The 14,916-nt window shown below is 64.9% G+C and carries 16 protein-coding genes; 8 read left to right on the top strand and 8 right to left on the bottom strand.

Annotated features, from left to right (window positions below):
• The first annotated feature begins 4 nt into the window (after positions 1 to 4).
• The 4 genes from GFS60_RS19925 (at position 5) to GFS60_RS19910 (ending at position 2,828) form a co-directional block, all read left to right on the top strand.
• Positions 5 to 1,069 carry a methyltransferase gene (locus GFS60_RS19925; RefSeq protein WP_159923898.1) on the top strand — a complete coding sequence of 355 codons (1,065 nt, stop codon included), beginning with the start codon at positions 5 to 7 and terminating at the stop codon, positions 1,067 to 1,069.
• Positions 1,070 to 1,428: 359 nt separating this feature from the next.
• The gene (locus tag GFS60_RS19920; protein ID WP_109335379.1) at positions 1,429 to 1,854 is read left to right on the top strand and encodes a hypothetical protein; all 426 of its coding nucleotides are present in this window, start codon (positions 1,429 to 1,431) and stop codon (positions 1,852 to 1,854) included.
• Positions 1,855 to 1,965: 111 nt separating this feature from the next.
• Positions 1,966 to 2,436, top strand: a complete 471-nt coding sequence (locus GFS60_RS19915) for a MarR family winged helix-turn-helix transcriptional regulator (protein WP_159923896.1) — start codon at positions 1,966 to 1,968, stop codon at positions 2,434 to 2,436.
• On the top strand, positions 2,433 to 2,828 hold the full coding sequence (locus GFS60_RS19910) for a DUF5313 family protein (protein ID WP_159923894.1): 396 nt from the start codon (positions 2,433 to 2,435) through the stop codon (positions 2,826 to 2,828). The genes GFS60_RS19915 and GFS60_RS19910 overlap by 4 nt, the downstream gene beginning before the upstream one ends.
• Positions 2,829 to 3,373: 545 nt before the next feature.
• Here the strand turns inward: GFS60_RS19910 and GFS60_RS19900 are convergent.
• The 4 genes from GFS60_RS19900 to GFS60_RS19885 all read right to left on the bottom strand — a co-directional run bounded on the left by GFS60_RS19900 (position 3,374) and on the right by GFS60_RS19885 (position 5,677).
• The gene (locus GFS60_RS19900; RefSeq protein WP_159923892.1) at positions 3,374 to 3,673 is read right to left on the bottom strand and encodes a type II toxin-antitoxin system PemK/MazF family toxin; all 300 of its coding nucleotides are present in this window, start codon (positions 3,671 to 3,673) and stop codon (positions 3,374 to 3,376) included.
• Positions 3,673 to 3,915 carry a YlcI/YnfO family protein gene (locus tag GFS60_RS19895; protein WP_159923890.1) on the bottom strand — a complete coding sequence of 81 codons (243 nt, stop codon included), beginning with the start codon at positions 3,913 to 3,915 and terminating at the stop codon, positions 3,673 to 3,675. Before GFS60_RS19895 ends, GFS60_RS19900 begins: the two co-directional genes overlap by 1 nt.
• 191 nt (positions 3,916 to 4,106) lie before the next feature.
• Positions 4,107 to 5,303, bottom strand: coding sequence for a CaiB/BaiF CoA transferase family protein (locus GFS60_RS19890; RefSeq protein ID WP_201453404.1), 1,197 nt, complete (start codon positions 5,301 to 5,303; stop codon positions 4,107 to 4,109).
• Positions 5,304 to 5,311: 8 nt separating this feature from the next.
• Positions 5,312 to 5,677 (bottom strand): ArsR/SmtB family transcription factor, encoded by a 366-nt coding sequence (locus GFS60_RS19885; protein ID WP_159923886.1) that lies wholly within the window; start codon positions 5,675 to 5,677, stop codon positions 5,312 to 5,314.
• Between the two features lie 311 nt (positions 5,678 to 5,988).
• On the opposite strand from GFS60_RS19885, the gene GFS60_RS19880 reads away from it, so the two are divergent.
• From GFS60_RS19880 to leuD, 3 genes are read left to right on the top strand one after another with little or no spacing between them, the layout of a single operon-like run.
• Complete coding sequence (locus GFS60_RS19880; RefSeq protein ID WP_236603209.1) at positions 5,989 to 7,341, top strand: 2-hydroxycarboxylate transporter family protein; 1,353 nt, start codon at positions 5,989 to 5,991, stop codon at positions 7,339 to 7,341.
• A gap of 60 nt (positions 7,342 to 7,401) precedes the next feature.
• Positions 7,402 to 8,802, top strand: coding sequence for a 3-isopropylmalate dehydratase large subunit (gene leuC, locus GFS60_RS19875; protein ID WP_159923885.1), 1,401 nt, complete (start codon positions 7,402 to 7,404; stop codon positions 8,800 to 8,802).
• A gap of 36 nt (positions 8,803 to 8,838) precedes the next feature.
• Positions 8,839 to 9,435 carry a 3-isopropylmalate dehydratase small subunit gene (leuD, locus tag GFS60_RS19870; protein ID WP_159923884.1) on the top strand — a complete coding sequence of 199 codons (597 nt, stop codon included), beginning with the start codon at positions 8,839 to 8,841 and terminating at the stop codon, positions 9,433 to 9,435.
• Positions 9,436 to 9,478: 43 nt separating this feature from the next.
• On the opposite strand, the gene GFS60_RS19865 is transcribed toward leuD, so the two are convergent.
• A complete protein-coding gene (locus tag GFS60_RS19865; protein WP_159923883.1) occupies positions 9,479 to 9,964 on the bottom strand; it encodes an Lrp/AsnC family transcriptional regulator in 486 nt (161 codons plus the stop codon).
• A gap of 139 nt (positions 9,965 to 10,103) precedes the next feature.
• Here GFS60_RS19865 and GFS60_RS19860 point away from each other — a divergent pair, with 139 nt between their 5' ends.
• The gene (locus GFS60_RS19860) at positions 10,104 to 10,871 is read left to right on the top strand and encodes an RraA family protein (RefSeq protein WP_159923882.1); all 768 of its coding nucleotides are present in this window, start codon (positions 10,104 to 10,106) and stop codon (positions 10,869 to 10,871) included.
• 18 nt (positions 10,872 to 10,889) lie between these two features.
• On the opposite strand, the gene GFS60_RS19855 is transcribed toward GFS60_RS19860, so the two are convergent.
• From GFS60_RS19855 to GFS60_RS19845, 3 genes are all read right to left on the bottom strand, one after another.
• The gene (locus GFS60_RS19855) at positions 10,890 to 11,732 is read right to left on the bottom strand and encodes an enoyl-CoA hydratase-related protein (protein WP_159923881.1); all 843 of its coding nucleotides are present in this window, start codon (positions 11,730 to 11,732) and stop codon (positions 10,890 to 10,892) included.
• 35 nt (positions 11,733 to 11,767) lie between these two features.
• Positions 11,768 to 13,285: a class I adenylate-forming enzyme family protein gene (locus GFS60_RS19850; RefSeq protein WP_159923880.1), complete on the bottom strand. Its 1,518-nt coding sequence runs from the start codon at positions 13,283 to 13,285 to the stop codon at positions 11,768 to 11,770.
• 192 nt (positions 13,286 to 13,477) lie between these two features.
• Positions 13,478 to 14,911, bottom strand: coding sequence for an MFS transporter (locus GFS60_RS19845; RefSeq protein ID WP_159923879.1), 1,434 nt, complete (start codon positions 14,909 to 14,911; stop codon positions 13,478 to 13,480).
• Positions 14,912 to 14,916: the final 5 nt, after the last annotated feature.

Here is a 14,916-nt window from a genome sequence, read left to right as displayed (position 1 = left end):
AGCGATGCCCACACCCGGAGCCGACGCAGTGGCGCAACGTGTCTTCGACGCCTCCCTCGGCGCAATCGACATTCTTTCCATCCATCTGGGAGATCGACTCGGCTGGTATCGAAGTCTCGCAGATCAGGGCCCCGCAACAGCGGACGAACTGGCCGAACGCACCTCGACCCATCCGCGGTACGCACAGGAGTGGCTCGAACAACAGGCGGTGACAGGGCTGCTCACCGCAGACGGCGGCAATCCCCGAAGATTCACGTTGGCACCCGGTGCGGCCGAAGTGTTCACCGATGAGAAAAGCCTTGCCTACCTGGCGCCGCTGGCCCGGATTTTCGTTGCCGCCACCACACAGATGCCCGCGCTGATCGAGGCGTATCGCACGGGAGGCGGTGTGGGATGGGCACAGTACGGTGTCGATGCGAGGGAATCCCAGGCAGATATGAATCGGCCGTGGTACGAGCAGGTTCTGCCGGGAGCGCTCGCGTCGGTACCCGAGGTCGACGCACTTCTGCGCACCCCCGGTGCCGCCATCGCCGATGTCGGATGTGGAGGCGCGTGGTCCACGATTGCCCTGGCGCGCGCCTATCCCGATGCCCGGCTGGATGGTTACGACATCGACAGCGCCACTGTCGAACTCGCGAAACACAACGTCCGCGAGCAAGGGGATGTTGCCGACCGGATCACGATCACCGAGTCGGATGCAGCGGGCATTCCGGAGGGCGCCTACACCGTTGCATTCGCCTTCGAGTGCATTCACGACATGCCTGCACCTGTCGAGGTATTGACGGCGGTACGCAAGGCTCTGGCACCCGGTGGGGTCATGATCGTCATGGACGAGGCGGTGGACGACGAGTTCTCGGCGCCGGGAAGCGACATCGAGCGGTTGATGTACGGATTCAGCCTGACCGTGTGCCTGCCGGACGGAATGAGTTCCAGTCCGAGTGCCGCCACCGGAACGGTCATGCGTCCGAGCACCTTGCGAAAGTACGCCGAGGCTGCCGGTTTCGGCTCGATGGACATCCTTCCCATCGAAGACTTCGGGTTCTGGCGTTTCTACCGGCTGACCGTGTGACACCTCGTGCCGGTGAGGCGTATGTAACGAATTTTGCGTAAACGCCGAAAAGTGGGATACCCGAAGGGGGAAGATGTTCAGCAAGCGACTAGGCATGGGAAGCACCATGACACTGCAGGATTGCACAGGGTTGGACACGTTCCTCATAGCCACGACGCGCGTGCCCTGCCCCCTTCGCCCCTCCAGGCCGAGAGATGAATTGGGGAGGGCTATGGAGTAGGCGACTCACCGGGGAGCATCACCGCGCACCCACATATGCATGTAGCCGTTCGGTACTTCCAGCGAATATGGTCCACTCACAACAATGTTCGGTACTCAGGTGGAGTCCGTGTTCGACCTACGACATGGTGGGAATTCTCATGAAACTTCTCAGAACTCTGGCATTGTCTATCTTCGTCGTCGCTGCGATGGCAGTCGGCGCCGGCACGGCCTACGCCGACCCCGGCACGCAGGGAATCGACTGGAGCCAGCCCTTGATGACCCCGACCGCCGAAGGCAGTAGCCAGGTGGCTGAACAGTTCTTTCCGGAAAATGACGCCAAACAGGCCGCCTTCGACAACATGACCAGCGAGATCAACACCGGTTGGAACAACGCGGGCCTGCAAGGCATGGCCATCGGTTCCAATGTGGGCATGGCAATCGGGTGCGTCTCGATCTTCCCCAACTTCATCGCCGGATGCATCATCGGCGCCGTCGTCGGCACGATTGCAGGAGCCGTGATCGGTGTCGGTGTGGGAAATCCGAACGCGCAGCCCGCGGTGGAGCAGTTCTTCGCCACACCCTGAGCGAAGAGCGAACCGCAGCCCGGCCCTACACAGGCCGGGCTGCGGTGTTTTATCTCACCTTTAGTTAGTGGGCGATTGGTTAGTGCACGAACTATCGGGTACCCTGAGCTGGTGACCACGAACGTTGCCGAAGACCCCCTCGCACTCGACAGGCAGGTGTGCTTCGCGCTGGCGGTGGCCAATCGCGCAGTCCTGGGCGTCTATCGGCCGATCCTCGAACCATTGGGACTCACTCATCCGCAGTACCTGGTGATGCTGGCCCTCTGGGGTACCTCCCCCATGTCGGTCAAGGAGATCGGCAGCGCCCTGCAACTCGATTCGCCCACGTTGTCGCCGCTGCTGAAGCGACTCGAATCGTCCGGGCTTCTCACCCGTACCCGCAGCGCGGATGACGAACGCCAGCTCGTCGTCGAATTGACCGACGCGGGCAAGGCGCTGCGCGCACAAGCCGAAAAAGTGCCACCCGCCGTAGTCGAAGCACTCGGAGTGGAACTGTCCGAACTGATGGAACTGCACAGCGTGCTGACCCGCATCAACGCCGCGGCCGTCAAGGCAGGCGCGCTCGGAGGAGTGGACAAGTGACCAATCGAAGCCGCGGCGCCCGGAGCCGGCCGACGCCCTTTCAATGGCTCGGCTACGCGTTCGGACGCAGATTGCCCGACTCCATGCAGGACTGGGTTCGGAACGATCTGATCGGTGACTGGGCTGTGCCGCGACACCTCGTCCGCAGCATGGTGCCGTTCATTCCGGTGTTCGCGGCCTTCTTCCTCTTCCCCGGGCCGGTGTGGTTACGCGGTTCCATGGTGCTGCTCGGGGTGTTTCTAGCACTCTTCTACAGCGTCGCCTACATGGCGCAGAACCGATCACGCCGCCTCGAAAAGCACGGACTTCCGCCCGACTTGGAAAACCCGAAAGCCAGACGCCGGCACGACGCCGAACGGGCCGCGTACTACCGAGCCCACCCCCGTGCGTGAGAGCTGAGACCGTTCGAGGTGTTCCTGCCGCCTTCGCGGCCCTGGGCGACCCCACCAGTCGCGCATACGACGACAAAACGGGACGAGAAGAAAGAAACACAACGCCGCCCTGACCTGCCTCGTCCGACGCCCCTGCGACGTCCTGTACGCCACGCTCGAGAACAAGGAACTCTACCGGGATCCAACCCCTCAGCAGCTTGACGAAAACCAAAGGGGGACATCCCCAGCGCTCACTCGGCGAGAACTGGTACGACCGTCTAACATTTCCTCCCGCTCCGGGTGGCTCACCGAACTCGACAACGCGCGCCTGAGTTTCGTGGGTGGCTTCCCCGCCGGCTGCGTGGTCGCGGGAGTGCTGACGGCTGTCGCGGCAGTACTCACCCTGATTTACCTGCCCATCACACCACACCGGATGCCGGCGATCCCGACGAAAAGAACAGGGCGAAGGCGCCGGAGAACCCTGCAGTAGTCCACAGGTAACCCGAACTCCCCACTTACCGCGGCAGGCTCCCGTTGCACGGACAGCGCGAACTGCTCACCCGTGGTTACTCCAGGTCGAACGCGGCCCGGATCGCCTCGGACAGGGCCGCTTCCTGCGACGGAAAGAAAAATCCAAGACCGTGCCCCAACGCCGACACCGGAATGGTGACGATGTTGTCACAACTGACCACCGAATCCTTCTCCAATCCGTTGGCCGGCCCCACCGGCACCTCGGTCGACAGTCCACGCACGGTGCCGGTGATCGGCGCCACCGTCACCCTACTCAGGTGCGGGCGCACCAACTCCCGGGTCAACACCAGCACCGGCCGCGTCTTGTCCAGCTTCGCGGCGTGAATCGGCCTCATCAGTCGAGATCGCTGAACAGACCCGCGGCATGCCGGGCGAGGTCGTCGAGGCCATCCGGATCATCCTCGCCGCGCGCCCGGGACAGAATCTCGGCATCCCGGGCGGCGATCTGCCGACGCCGCTCCCGCTCGAGCGCCCGCAACACCAGAGCCGCCCGGCTGGGCGCCCGATGCTCGCGCACTTCGCCGTCGACGAAGGCCACGATCTCGTCCGGTAACCGCACCGCAATCTGCGTACTCATACCTAAATGCTACCACTGTGGTACCACATTGGTAGCGCGAGCAGGCGGCTCAGCGGCAACATCGTCCTGACCTCCTCCTCCCAGGGTGCGGAGGGCGGATACGGGCACTACACCGCAGCGACGCACGGTGTAGTGGGCATCATGCCTCAAGCCTCCGCCCCGCCGGGCCGAGTATCGGAGGCGTCACAACCTCAGCCTACGACGCCGGCCTTCCGCATCGCTGTAATGTCCGCAGCCGAGCACCCCAGCTCACCGAGGACCTGATCGGTGTGCTCACCGAGAGCCGGAATGTCACCCATCCGCATCTCCACGTCGGCGAATGTCATCGGTGGCAGCATTGCGCTGATCTGTCCCACCTCGCTGCCGACCTGACGCCAGCGGTCACGTTCCTTCAACTGCGGATGGTCGATCAATCCGCTCATATCGTTCAGCTCCGCTGCCGGAATTCCGGCATCCGCGAGTGCCTGGTCGAGGGCCGCGCGGGTGAACTTCTTCGTCTCCTCGGCGACGAGGGCATCAACCTCTTCGCGATGCTGGACCCGCAGCATGTTGGTCGCATAGCGGGGATGATCGGCGAGTTCGGGTCGCGCAAAGACCTCGGTGACCAACTGCCGCCACCCCCGATCGTTCTGGACCCCGATCAGAATGTTGCCGTCGAGGGTGGGGTACGCGTCGTACGGAACGATGGCGGCGTGTCCGAGGCCGACACGAGGGATCTGCCGGTCGGCGTACATCTTCATGTACATCGGATGGCCCAGCCACTCCGCGGTCGCGTCGAACATCGACACGTCGATCTGCGCGCCCACCCCGGTTCGTTCACGTCGGAACAGCGCACTCAGGATGGACGTCAGCGCATACATTCCCGCCGCAATGTCGGACACCGGCACTCCGGTCTTCGTGGCCGTCTCGGGAGTTCCGGTCACCGAGATCATGCCGGTTTCGGCCTGCACCAGCATGTCGTACGCCTTGCGTTCACGCCTCGGCCCCGCTGTCCCGTAGCCCGACATGTTCGCCACGATCAGCGCGGTGTGTTCCGCGCGCAACGCCTCGGTCCCGAAACCGAGTCTGCTCGCTGCATCGGGCGCCAGGTTCTGCACGAACACGTCGGCACTCGCGATCAACCTCAGGACAGCATCCCGCCCCACCTCGGATTTGAGGTCGACACAGAACGATTCCTTCCCTCGGTTCAACCAGACGAAGTGTGAGGCCTCGCCGAAGACGGCGTCGTCGTAGTTGCGTGCGAAGTCGCCTTCCCCGACGCGCTCCACCTTGATCACCCGCGCGCCCATATCCGCCAGATGACGGGTGGCGAGGGGGGCGGCCACAGCTTGCTCGAGAGCGACGACGGTGATTCCGTCGAGCGGAAGGGTTCCGGGGTCGTTCTCCATGTGGGACTTCACCGTTCCGATTTCGATTCCGAATGATCGTGATAGTGCGTGGCGCCGATCGCGTGCAGCAATTGGTGCACGGTGTCGTCCGAAAGCCGATAACGCATCGAGCGGCCGTCGCGCGTGGCCGAGACCCAGCCCTGGTGGCGCAGCAGTCGCAGTGCGTGCGAGACGGCGGTACCGCTCATCTCGAGCGCTGCCGCGAGGTCGCCGACACAGATCCCCGGCGCGTGGTGCAGGCACAGCAGCAACCGGAGGCGGTTGCCGTCCGACAACAATTCGAAGCGGTTGGCCCACCCCTCGATGTCGGGGCTGTGCAGCGCCGCCGCAGCGCGCTGAACGTCCTCGGGGTTCAGCGCAGGAGTGGTAGCCACTCGGCCAGTCTACAAACGGCATGACCGCGCCCATGTGCGCATACATAGGCGATCGCTAAGTGTCGGTGTGGTCCAGCGCATGCCGCGATGACCTTCTCCGCTTCTTGCCAGAGACGACCAGACGAAAGCCGGGCCAATTGTCCAGCCTGGCCCGTCCTAGTCGCACGGCACTGGACCATTGGTATGAATAATCCGATGGCATTGGCATTCGATGTCCACGAAAAGTTACCGTTCGTGACCAGTGATATGAGTCACTTCCCACTACTTCCGTGATCGGCGCAGCCCCGCCCGGCGCGGTGCAGGAGGCGAACGTGAAAATCCAAGATGCTGTGCCCGGCGCGGAGGCGACGGTTCCAGCCCGTCGAGGGTCCGACCGCGCGAAGATCTTGTCCATGCCCTGGCCGTGGTACCTCGCTCTGGTCGCAGTCGGCTTGGGTGCTGTCTACACCGGCACGCTCCCGGAGAACATCTTCGGTGGCCTGGCCATCGCCATGATCATCGGCTGCGGCCTGTTCTGGATCGGAGACCGCACCCCGGCATTGTCTGCGATCGGTGGTGGACCGCTGTTGTGTGTGTTCGTCCCAGCCCTAGCCGTGTACTTCGGGCTGGTTCCGGACAGCTTCTCGGACATCGTCAAGAACTGGTTCACCGGATACGGATTCGTCGAGATCCTGGTGGCGTCGATCATCGCGGGCAGCATTCTCGGGATGGACCGCCGGTTCCTGATCAAGGCGGGTGGCCGATTCTGTGCGGTGATCATGGTGGCGTTCGCGCTGGTGGTCACGCTCATCGGGACGATCGCCGCAGTCACCGGTTTCGGATTCAAGACGGCGATCCTCGACGTCACGATCCCGATCATGGCCGGCGGCATCTCCGGCGGTGCGATTCCGCTGTCGCAGATGTACGCCGACACCATCGGCGGTGACGCGCAGCAGTACATGTCCAGCATCGTGCCGCCGATCATCTGCGCGAACCTGCTGTGCATCGTGCTGGCCTCGGTGTACGCCAACCTGACGCGTCGGCGCACCAAGCTGTTCGTCGGCTTCAACGGCCACGGCGAGATGCTGCGGGTCAAGGCCACCCCGGAGCAGGCTGCGGCGCTGACCGACGACAAGCGCCCGCTGACGATCAGCGGACTCGGTACCGGTCTGTTGATGACCGCCGCGATCTACCTCGTCGGCGCCATGCTGCAGGCCGCGGTTCCGCCGGTGCACCTCTACGCCTGGGTCATCCTGCTCACCGCCGCGATCAAGCTGTCGGGTGTGCTTCCGCAGGAAGTCGAGGAGTCGACGACCGAGTGGTACCAGTTCGTGGTCAAGCTGTGGGTGCCGGCGGCGCTGGTCGGTATCGGGGTTTCCCTGATCGACATCGAGCAGATCGCCGAACTCGCCTCTCGCCCTGCCTATCTCGCGTTCACCGTTGCGACTGTGCTGATCACCGCGCTGACCGCCGGTTTCGTGGGGTGGCTGCTGAAGTTGTACTTCGTCGAGTCCTCGATCACGGCCGGACTGTGCATGACCGACCTCGGTGGGTCCGGCGACATCGCCACCCTCGGCACCACCAGGCGCATGCATCTGTTGCCGTTCGCGCAGATCACCTCTCGGCTCGGCGGCGGGCTGGTGCTGCTATCGGCCTCGGGATTCCTGGCCTACTTCTACGGCTGATTTTTCAGCGGTCGACGCACAATTTCGGCGCGACCGCATTCGATGAGGAGAAAGAAACACATGGGTAAGACACTGGCCGAGAAGGTGTGGGACGCACACGTAGTTCGCCGACAGGAGGGCGAACCGGACCTGCTCTACATCGACATGCACCTGCTGCACGAGGTGAACACCCCGCAGGCCTTCGACGGTCTCCGGGCGAGCGGTCGTACGGTGCGGCGCCCTGATCTGACACTGGGCACCGAGGACCACAACACCCCGACCGTGGCGGTGGACAAGGAGATCGTCGATCCGGCGGCCCGGGAGCAGGTGTCGTTGATGCGGAAGAACTGTGCCGAGTTCGGGATCGAGTTGTTCCGCCTCGGTGAGGAGCATCAGGGCATCGTGCACGTCATCGGACCCGAACTCGGCCTGTCCCATCCGGGTTCGACAATTGTGTGCTGTGATTCGCACACCGCCACCCAGGGTGCGTTCGGTGCCCTGGCGTTCGGGATCGGCACCAGTCAGGTCGAGCACGTGCTGGCCACCCAAACTTTGCCGATGGGACGGTTGAAGAACATGGCCGTGACCGTGAACGGGTCCCTACCCGTGGGGGTGTCGGCGAAGGATCTGATCCTGGCGATCATCGCCCGGGTCGGCACTGCGGGCGGGCAGGGGCACATCATCGAGTATCGCGGTCAGGCCATCGAAGTGCTGTCGATGGAGGGCCGGATGACGGTGTGCAACATGTCCGTCGAGGCCGGTTCGCGGGCGGGGATGATCGCCCCGGACGAGAAGACCTTCGAGTATCTGCGTGGCCGCCCGGCCGCCCCGACCGGGGATGCGTGGGATGCTGAAGTAGCGTACTGGCGCACGCTTTTCAGCGACGACGACGCCGTCTTCGACAAGGAAGTCGTCATCGACGCCTCCACCCTGACCCCGTTCGTGTCGTGGGGCACCACGCCCGCGCAGGCTGGTCCACTCGGTGATCCGGTACCGCATCCGAACCAATTCCCGGACCCGGTGGAGCGCGCCGCGGTCGAGCGCGCCCAGGCCTACATGGACATCACCCCCGGACGCCCCGTCCGCGGGCTGCCGGTCGACGTCGTGTTCATCGGATCGTGCACCAACAGCCGCATCGAGGACCTACGGGAAGTCGCCCGCGTCCTCGACGGGAGGAAAGTCGCCCCCGGCGTCGAGTTGATGATCGTGCCCGGGTCGATGAAGGTGCGTCAGCAAGCGATCGACGAAGGCCTGAACGAGGTGTTCGAGGCCGCCGGCGCGGGACTGCGGTTCGCCGGGTGTTCGATGTGCGCGGCGTTGAACGAGGACCGGCTCACGCCCGGTCAACGGGCGGCGTCGACGAACAACCGCAACTTCGAGGGCCGCCAGGGCAAGGGCTCGCGCACCCACATCGTCTCACCGGCTGTTGCTGCCGCGACCGCGGTCGCCGGCCACCTGGCCTCACCGGCCGACCTGAACTGACTCTCACCAACGATCGTCTGCGAATCGAGGACCACCGTGCAATCGTTCACCGTGCACACCGGCGTGGCCGCACCACTGCGGCGCACCGATGTCGACACCGACCAGATCATCCCCGTCCGCTTCCTCACCCACAGCTCCCGAACAGGATTCTCCGACAAACTCTTTCACGACTGGCGCGAAGAACCCGACTTCGTCCTCAACGACCCCGCCTACGCCGGATCGACCATCCTGATCGCCGGCCGGGACTTCGGCACCGGCTCCTCCCGCGAATACGCGGTATGGGCGTTGCAGAACTACGGATTCCGGGCGGTGATCGCACCCCGCTTCGGGGACATCTTCCGCGGCAACGCCCTCACCAACGGCCTGCTCACGGTGACGTTGCCGACCGAAACCATCGAACGACTCTGGGCGGGTCTCGAGGCCGATCCCGGTAGCGAGGTCACCATCGACCTGGTCGAACGGCAGGTCCGCGCAGGCACGATCACCGCCTCCTTCGAACTCGACGACAACACCCGCTGGCGATTGCTCGAAGGACTCGACCACATCGACCTGACCCTTACCCACGCCGCCACCATCACCGGCTTCGAACATCAGCGGCGCCCCGCGCTGCCGGCGACCACACTGTTGCGCTGACCACGGGGATTCGTTGACCACAGCGTTGAACGGGCCGAGACCCTCAGGGTGTCTCGGCCCGCTTCTTCTCCAGCAGCGGCACGATCCGCGGGGCGATGCGGCGGCTGAGCACCAGTTCCGACTGGGTCCGCAGCACCCCATCGATGGCGATCATCTCCTGCAGCACCCGCTCGAAATCCTCGTGGTCCTTCGCCACCACGCGGCACAGCAAATCTCCCTTGCCAGCAACGGAATTGACCTCGAGCACCTCGGGGATGGTGGCCAGATGCCGGCAGGTGGCATCCATCATCGACTGCGCGATGTCCAGATGAACGAACGCCAGGATGGAATATCCGAGCGCGGTCGGTTGCATCTGCGGGCGGTAGCTGGTGATCACCCCCTCTCGGGAGAACTTGTCGAGCCGCGACTGCACGGTGCCGCGCGCGACGTTCAGGCGGCGGGCGTACTCGCGCACCCCGGCCTTGGGTTCCTCGACGATCAGCTTCAACAGATCGAGATCCAACTTGTCCAAGGGAGTGGTCAACTGCATCGCCCCATTGTGCCCGATACGACACTCAGGCCGAACCGAACCGGACCGATTGCCCAACGCACGATCCCAGTCAACTACCACTAGCCCATCAGGGGCGGGTTCTACACCGACCGCCCTACTTCGACGAACGGAGAACTCGATGTCCCAGCAATCCTCCCCGGTCTCGCCGACCACCGCACGGCAGGTGCCGGCCACGGCCACCCACCGCGACCGTACCGCGTTGTTGGCTTCCCTGTTGCAGGTTTCCGATGCCTCCTGCGCGGTCTCCGACGCCCTCGACCAGCTGGGTGTCGGAGCGGCGATCGGTGCCGGCATCCTCGCACCGCTGCGCCGGGGGCAGCGGATCTGCGGGTCCGCCGTGACGTTGCGGTACCGGCGGCTGACCGGCGAGGTCGTCGACAACAGGGCGGACGGTCTCGGTGCCCGGCTCGGCGACCGGGACCTCTACAGCACCGCCCGGCCCGGTGATGTGGCGGTGTTCGACTGCCCCGCCCCCGCCGATACCGCTGTCGTGGGCGCCTTGTCGGCGCAGTGGGCGCTGCTGGCCGGACTCGCAGGGTGCGTTGTCGGTGGCGCGGTGCGTGATTCGGTGTCCATCATCGACAGCGGCCTGCCGGTGTGGTCGATGGCCCGGGCTCCGCAGGCCGCCCGGTTCCGCTACGCCACCGAGTCGATCGGCGAACCTGTCCGGCTGGCCGGGCGTCTGGTCCACCCGGGCGACATCATCGTCGCCGACGATGACGGGGTCGCCGTCATCCCGGCCGACCGGCTGTTCGACGTGGTGACGATCTGCGTGGAGGCCGACCGGATCGAGCACGAACTGCTCGCCCAATTGCGGTCGAGTGACTCGATCGCCGAACTGATGAGAAAGCTGCGGCAACGACCGGTCAGCGTGTTCGACCGCTGACCCTCGGCTGTCGACGCACTATTCGAACAGGTTCGGCAATCCGTCCGTGATCCGGTTCGGGAACTTCGGCTCGCGCTTTTGGAGGAACGCGTCGACACCTTCACGCACGTCGTCCGAGGTGCCGCGGACGTAGATGCCGATCGACTCGGCCCGGTGCGCTACCTCAGGGTCGGACGCACCGAGCATCCGCCACATCAGCTGTCGGGTGAGAGCTACCGACACCGGTGAGGTGCCGGAGACGAATTCGCGCGCGATGTCGAGTGCCCGATCGAGCACCTGATCGGCGGGGACGAGCTCCCGGACGAGTCCTCGTTCGAGCGCCTCGACTGCCGAGACCATCTTGCCGCCCACCGCCCACTCGACGGCCGTCGAGATGCCGACGGCCCGCGGAAGGAACCAGGTCGAGCAGGCCTCGGGGACCAGTCCCCGACGGGTGAACACGAACCCGAACTTCGCGGTTTCCGACGCGATGCGAATGTCGGCCGGCAGGGTCATGGTGACGCCGACACCCGCGGCCGGTCCGTTGATCGCGGCGATGACGGGCTTGAGGGAACGGTAGATTCTCAGCGAGACCTGCCCGCCCGTGTCGGCCGGGGCGCCTCCGGTCTGCGGGTCGTCACCCAGCACGAAGGTGTCGCCGCCGGCTGCGAGATCCGCTCCCGCACAGAAGGCTCGTCCCGTTCCGGTGATGACCACCGCACGGACCTCGTCGTCGGCGTCGGTCTCGTCGAAGATGTCGATGAGCCGATAGCACATCGCGTCGGTGAACGCATTGAGCTGATCGGGACGGTTCAATCGCACAACCGCGATCTCCCCGTGCCGCTCGAGTATCACTGCATCGTCGGTACCCGTCTCCGTCACGATGACTCCTTCCTGGTTTCTCCGCCGGTTTCGGCTCAGCGGACCTTGTCGAATCGTTCTGCCACGTCCCGGTATTCGGCCCGGATCGCCGTCTTCGAGAGCTTGCCGCTGGGGAGCCGCGGCAGCGGCTCGTCCCGGATCACCACGTAGCGCGGAACCTTGTAGTCGGCCACGAGCCGGTCGCAGTGTTCGATGATTGCCGCTGCATCGACGCCATCCTTCACCGTGACGATCGCCGCCGGGGTTTCGCCGAAGCGCTCGTCAGCGGCTGCGATGACAGCGACTTCCTCGACACCGGGGATCTCGGAGATGACCCGTTCGATCTCGACCGGCGAGATATTGATGCCGCCGGTGATGATGAGGTCTTTGAGCCGGTCGACGAATTTGACACGCCCTTCGTCGTCGAGGGTGCCGAGGTCGCCGCTGTGCAGCCAGTTGTTCTGCAAGGCTGCCGCCGTCGACTCGGCGTCGTTCCAGTAGCCGGGGGTGACGCCCGGACCGCGCAGGAGTATTTCGCCCTCTTCACCGGGAGCGGCATCGGTGCCGTCCGGACGGACCACCTTCACTTCGGTGAAGATCGAGCCGGATCCGCACGTGTCGGGGTGGTCGAAGGCTTCGGCGACGAGGGTGGCGGTGGCGACACCGCCGGCCTCGGTCATGCCGTAGATCTGTCGCAGTGCGACGCCCTTGCCCGCCCAGCGCTGCAACAGTGCCGGAGCGACCGCGGCGCCGCCGACGATCGCGGTGCGCAGCGATGACAGGTCGGCGTCCGCGAACTCGGGTGAACGCGAGATCGCCTCGAAGATCAACGGCACACCGAAGATGGCCTGGACATCGTGTTCACCGAGAAGCTTTGCCGCGCGGCCCGGATCGAACTCCTTCTCGATGATCAGCTTTCCACCGAGCACCGTTGTCATGACCAGCCCCCATACCAGGCCGGGGGTGAACACCAACGGCAACACCAGCAGCGACGTGGACCCGGGCCGGAAACCTTCTTCGGTGAGTGACGCCTCGAAGACGATATTGAGCAGCGTCCGGTTCGTGCAAATCACGCCCTTGGACATCCCGGTGGAGCCACTCGTGAAGAGGAGGGCGGTCGGTTCGTCGGGCTCGAGATCGATACGGAAGTCGTCCTGTCCTCCCGCGCGTAGCGGCGCGAGCTCGTCGAACGAGAGCGTGTCGAAGGCGGAACCCAGTTCACGCGCCGCGTCGACCGTCGGCGCGAACTCGCTCGGCGTGACGACCAGGACGGCGCCGGCGTCGTCGACAACCTTGCGGAGCTCCGCCGGCTTGAACCGTGGGTTGAGCGGTATCAGTACACCGCTGGCCTTGAGGACGCCCAGTGCAATCACCGGCCACGTCAGCGAATTCGGGCCCAGCACGCCGACTCGTTGACCCGGTTGGATTTCGAGGTCCACGATCTTCCGGGCGATACGACTGGACCAGTCCTGCAGTTCGCGGTATGTGAGAGATTCACCCGCCACGACGAGCGCGTCCTGCTCTCCCTTGGTCTTCGCCCACCAATGCAATGCCGAGCCGACGGTGGCAGCCATTCGTCCTTACCTTTCGTGAGTCGCGCAGGTGCGATGTCGTTATACCGGGGCCTACCGGGCACGTGGGGTGCCTGACACAGGGCGTGGGCCGAATCGCTCTTGCCGACAGATGTTTTCAGCGCGGCTCGGGCCGGGAGAACCTGGCTCGTGCGCCGTGCGACCCACGCTATATGGTCCAATTTGAGACGTCAATCAAGTCTTGTATTTTGCAAAACGGCGCGCTGTGACAGCAACGAGTCCCGCCGCGAACGCGGCCACTCCCCCGACCGCGAACACCACGACGTACGCCTGTTCTGTGGGCGTCGAGGTGCCCGGGATCACGATCGTCGCGAGCAACACCGCAACCAAGGCACTGGCCAGTGAGCTGCCGAATGTCCGGGCGATCGCGTTGATGCCGTTCACCGCCCCCGTGTTCCCCGGAGGAACGCCGCCGATGAGCATCGACGGCAACGCACCGTAGGCGACTATGACGAAGACATTGATCACCGCAACCGCCGTGATCAATTGCCAGGTGTAGTCGTGAGCAAGGATCAGCATCACGAATCCGCACACCCCGACGGCGCATGCCGCGGTCAGCACCCGGTGGGCGGGGAACCGTCGGGTTACGAGTCCACTGACGGCCGCCGCAGCCGTGCCGGCAATCTGTCCGGGCAGCAGGTACACGAGACTGGTCTCGAGCACCGACGCATCGAAGCCGTATCCCGCTTCCTCTCGGGAGATCTGCACGAACGTCGCGACGGCCAGGAACTGCACGAACATCGCGACACCCACCAGGAAGGCCGCGACATGCGCCGGAGCCACCAACCGTGCCGTCAGAAGCGCAGGAGCAACCAGCGGTGCAGTGGTCCTCCGTTCGTGCCGATACCAGGCGGCAAGCACCAGCGCGCCGGTGACGGCGCAACCGAGTGTCCGCACCGACAGCCATCCCCACGTCCCACCTTGCGCCAGCGCCAACAGCAGTCCCGGCAGGCCGATCGCGAGCCCGACCACACCCCAGAAGTCGAACCCGTCGCGCGCTCCCGACCCCGGGGTATGCGGGATAACGCACCACCCGACGACCATTGCTATCACCGTGAGTATCAACAGCATCCAGAAGACACGTCGATAGTCGGCCCCTTCGGTGTACAGCACTCCGGCCGCGATCATTCCCGCACCGCCGCCGACACTCAACGCACCGGACATCACTCCGAGCGCCATCGGGACACGGTGCGGCCCCAGCGCGCACCGCACTACCGCGACACCGACGGGGAACAACGCGTACGACACGCCCTGCAGAACTCGACCGGCGACGAGTGCCGGCAACCCCGTCCACGCGACACACAACACCGAGCCGATCAGTACGGTGCCCAGCACGGCCAGCATCACCTTCCGCGGACCATGTCGATCAGCGAGGTGACCCAACAGTGGTGTACATACCGCGGCTGCGAGGAGATTCGCTGTCACTGTCCAACCGACAGCATCCGTGCCCACGTCGAGCTGCACCGCGATGGCCGGCAGGAGCGGTACCACGGCGGTCTGCATCATCGACGTGATCATCACGATGAAGCAGAGCGCCGGGACCAGCACCGCCGATCCACGTGCCGTCTTTTGGGCGGCGAGATGGGCCGTATCGGGCGCCTGGGTCACGGCAT

It is taken from the genome of Rhodococcus sp. WAY2 (assembly GCF_009859915.1).
Lineage (GTDB): Bacteria > Actinomycetota > Actinomycetes > Mycobacteriales > Mycobacteriaceae > Rhodococcus_F > Rhodococcus_F oxybenzonivorans.
The sequence above is the reverse complement of the archived record's forward strand: the minus strand, read 5'-3'. Positions and strand labels throughout refer to the sequence as shown.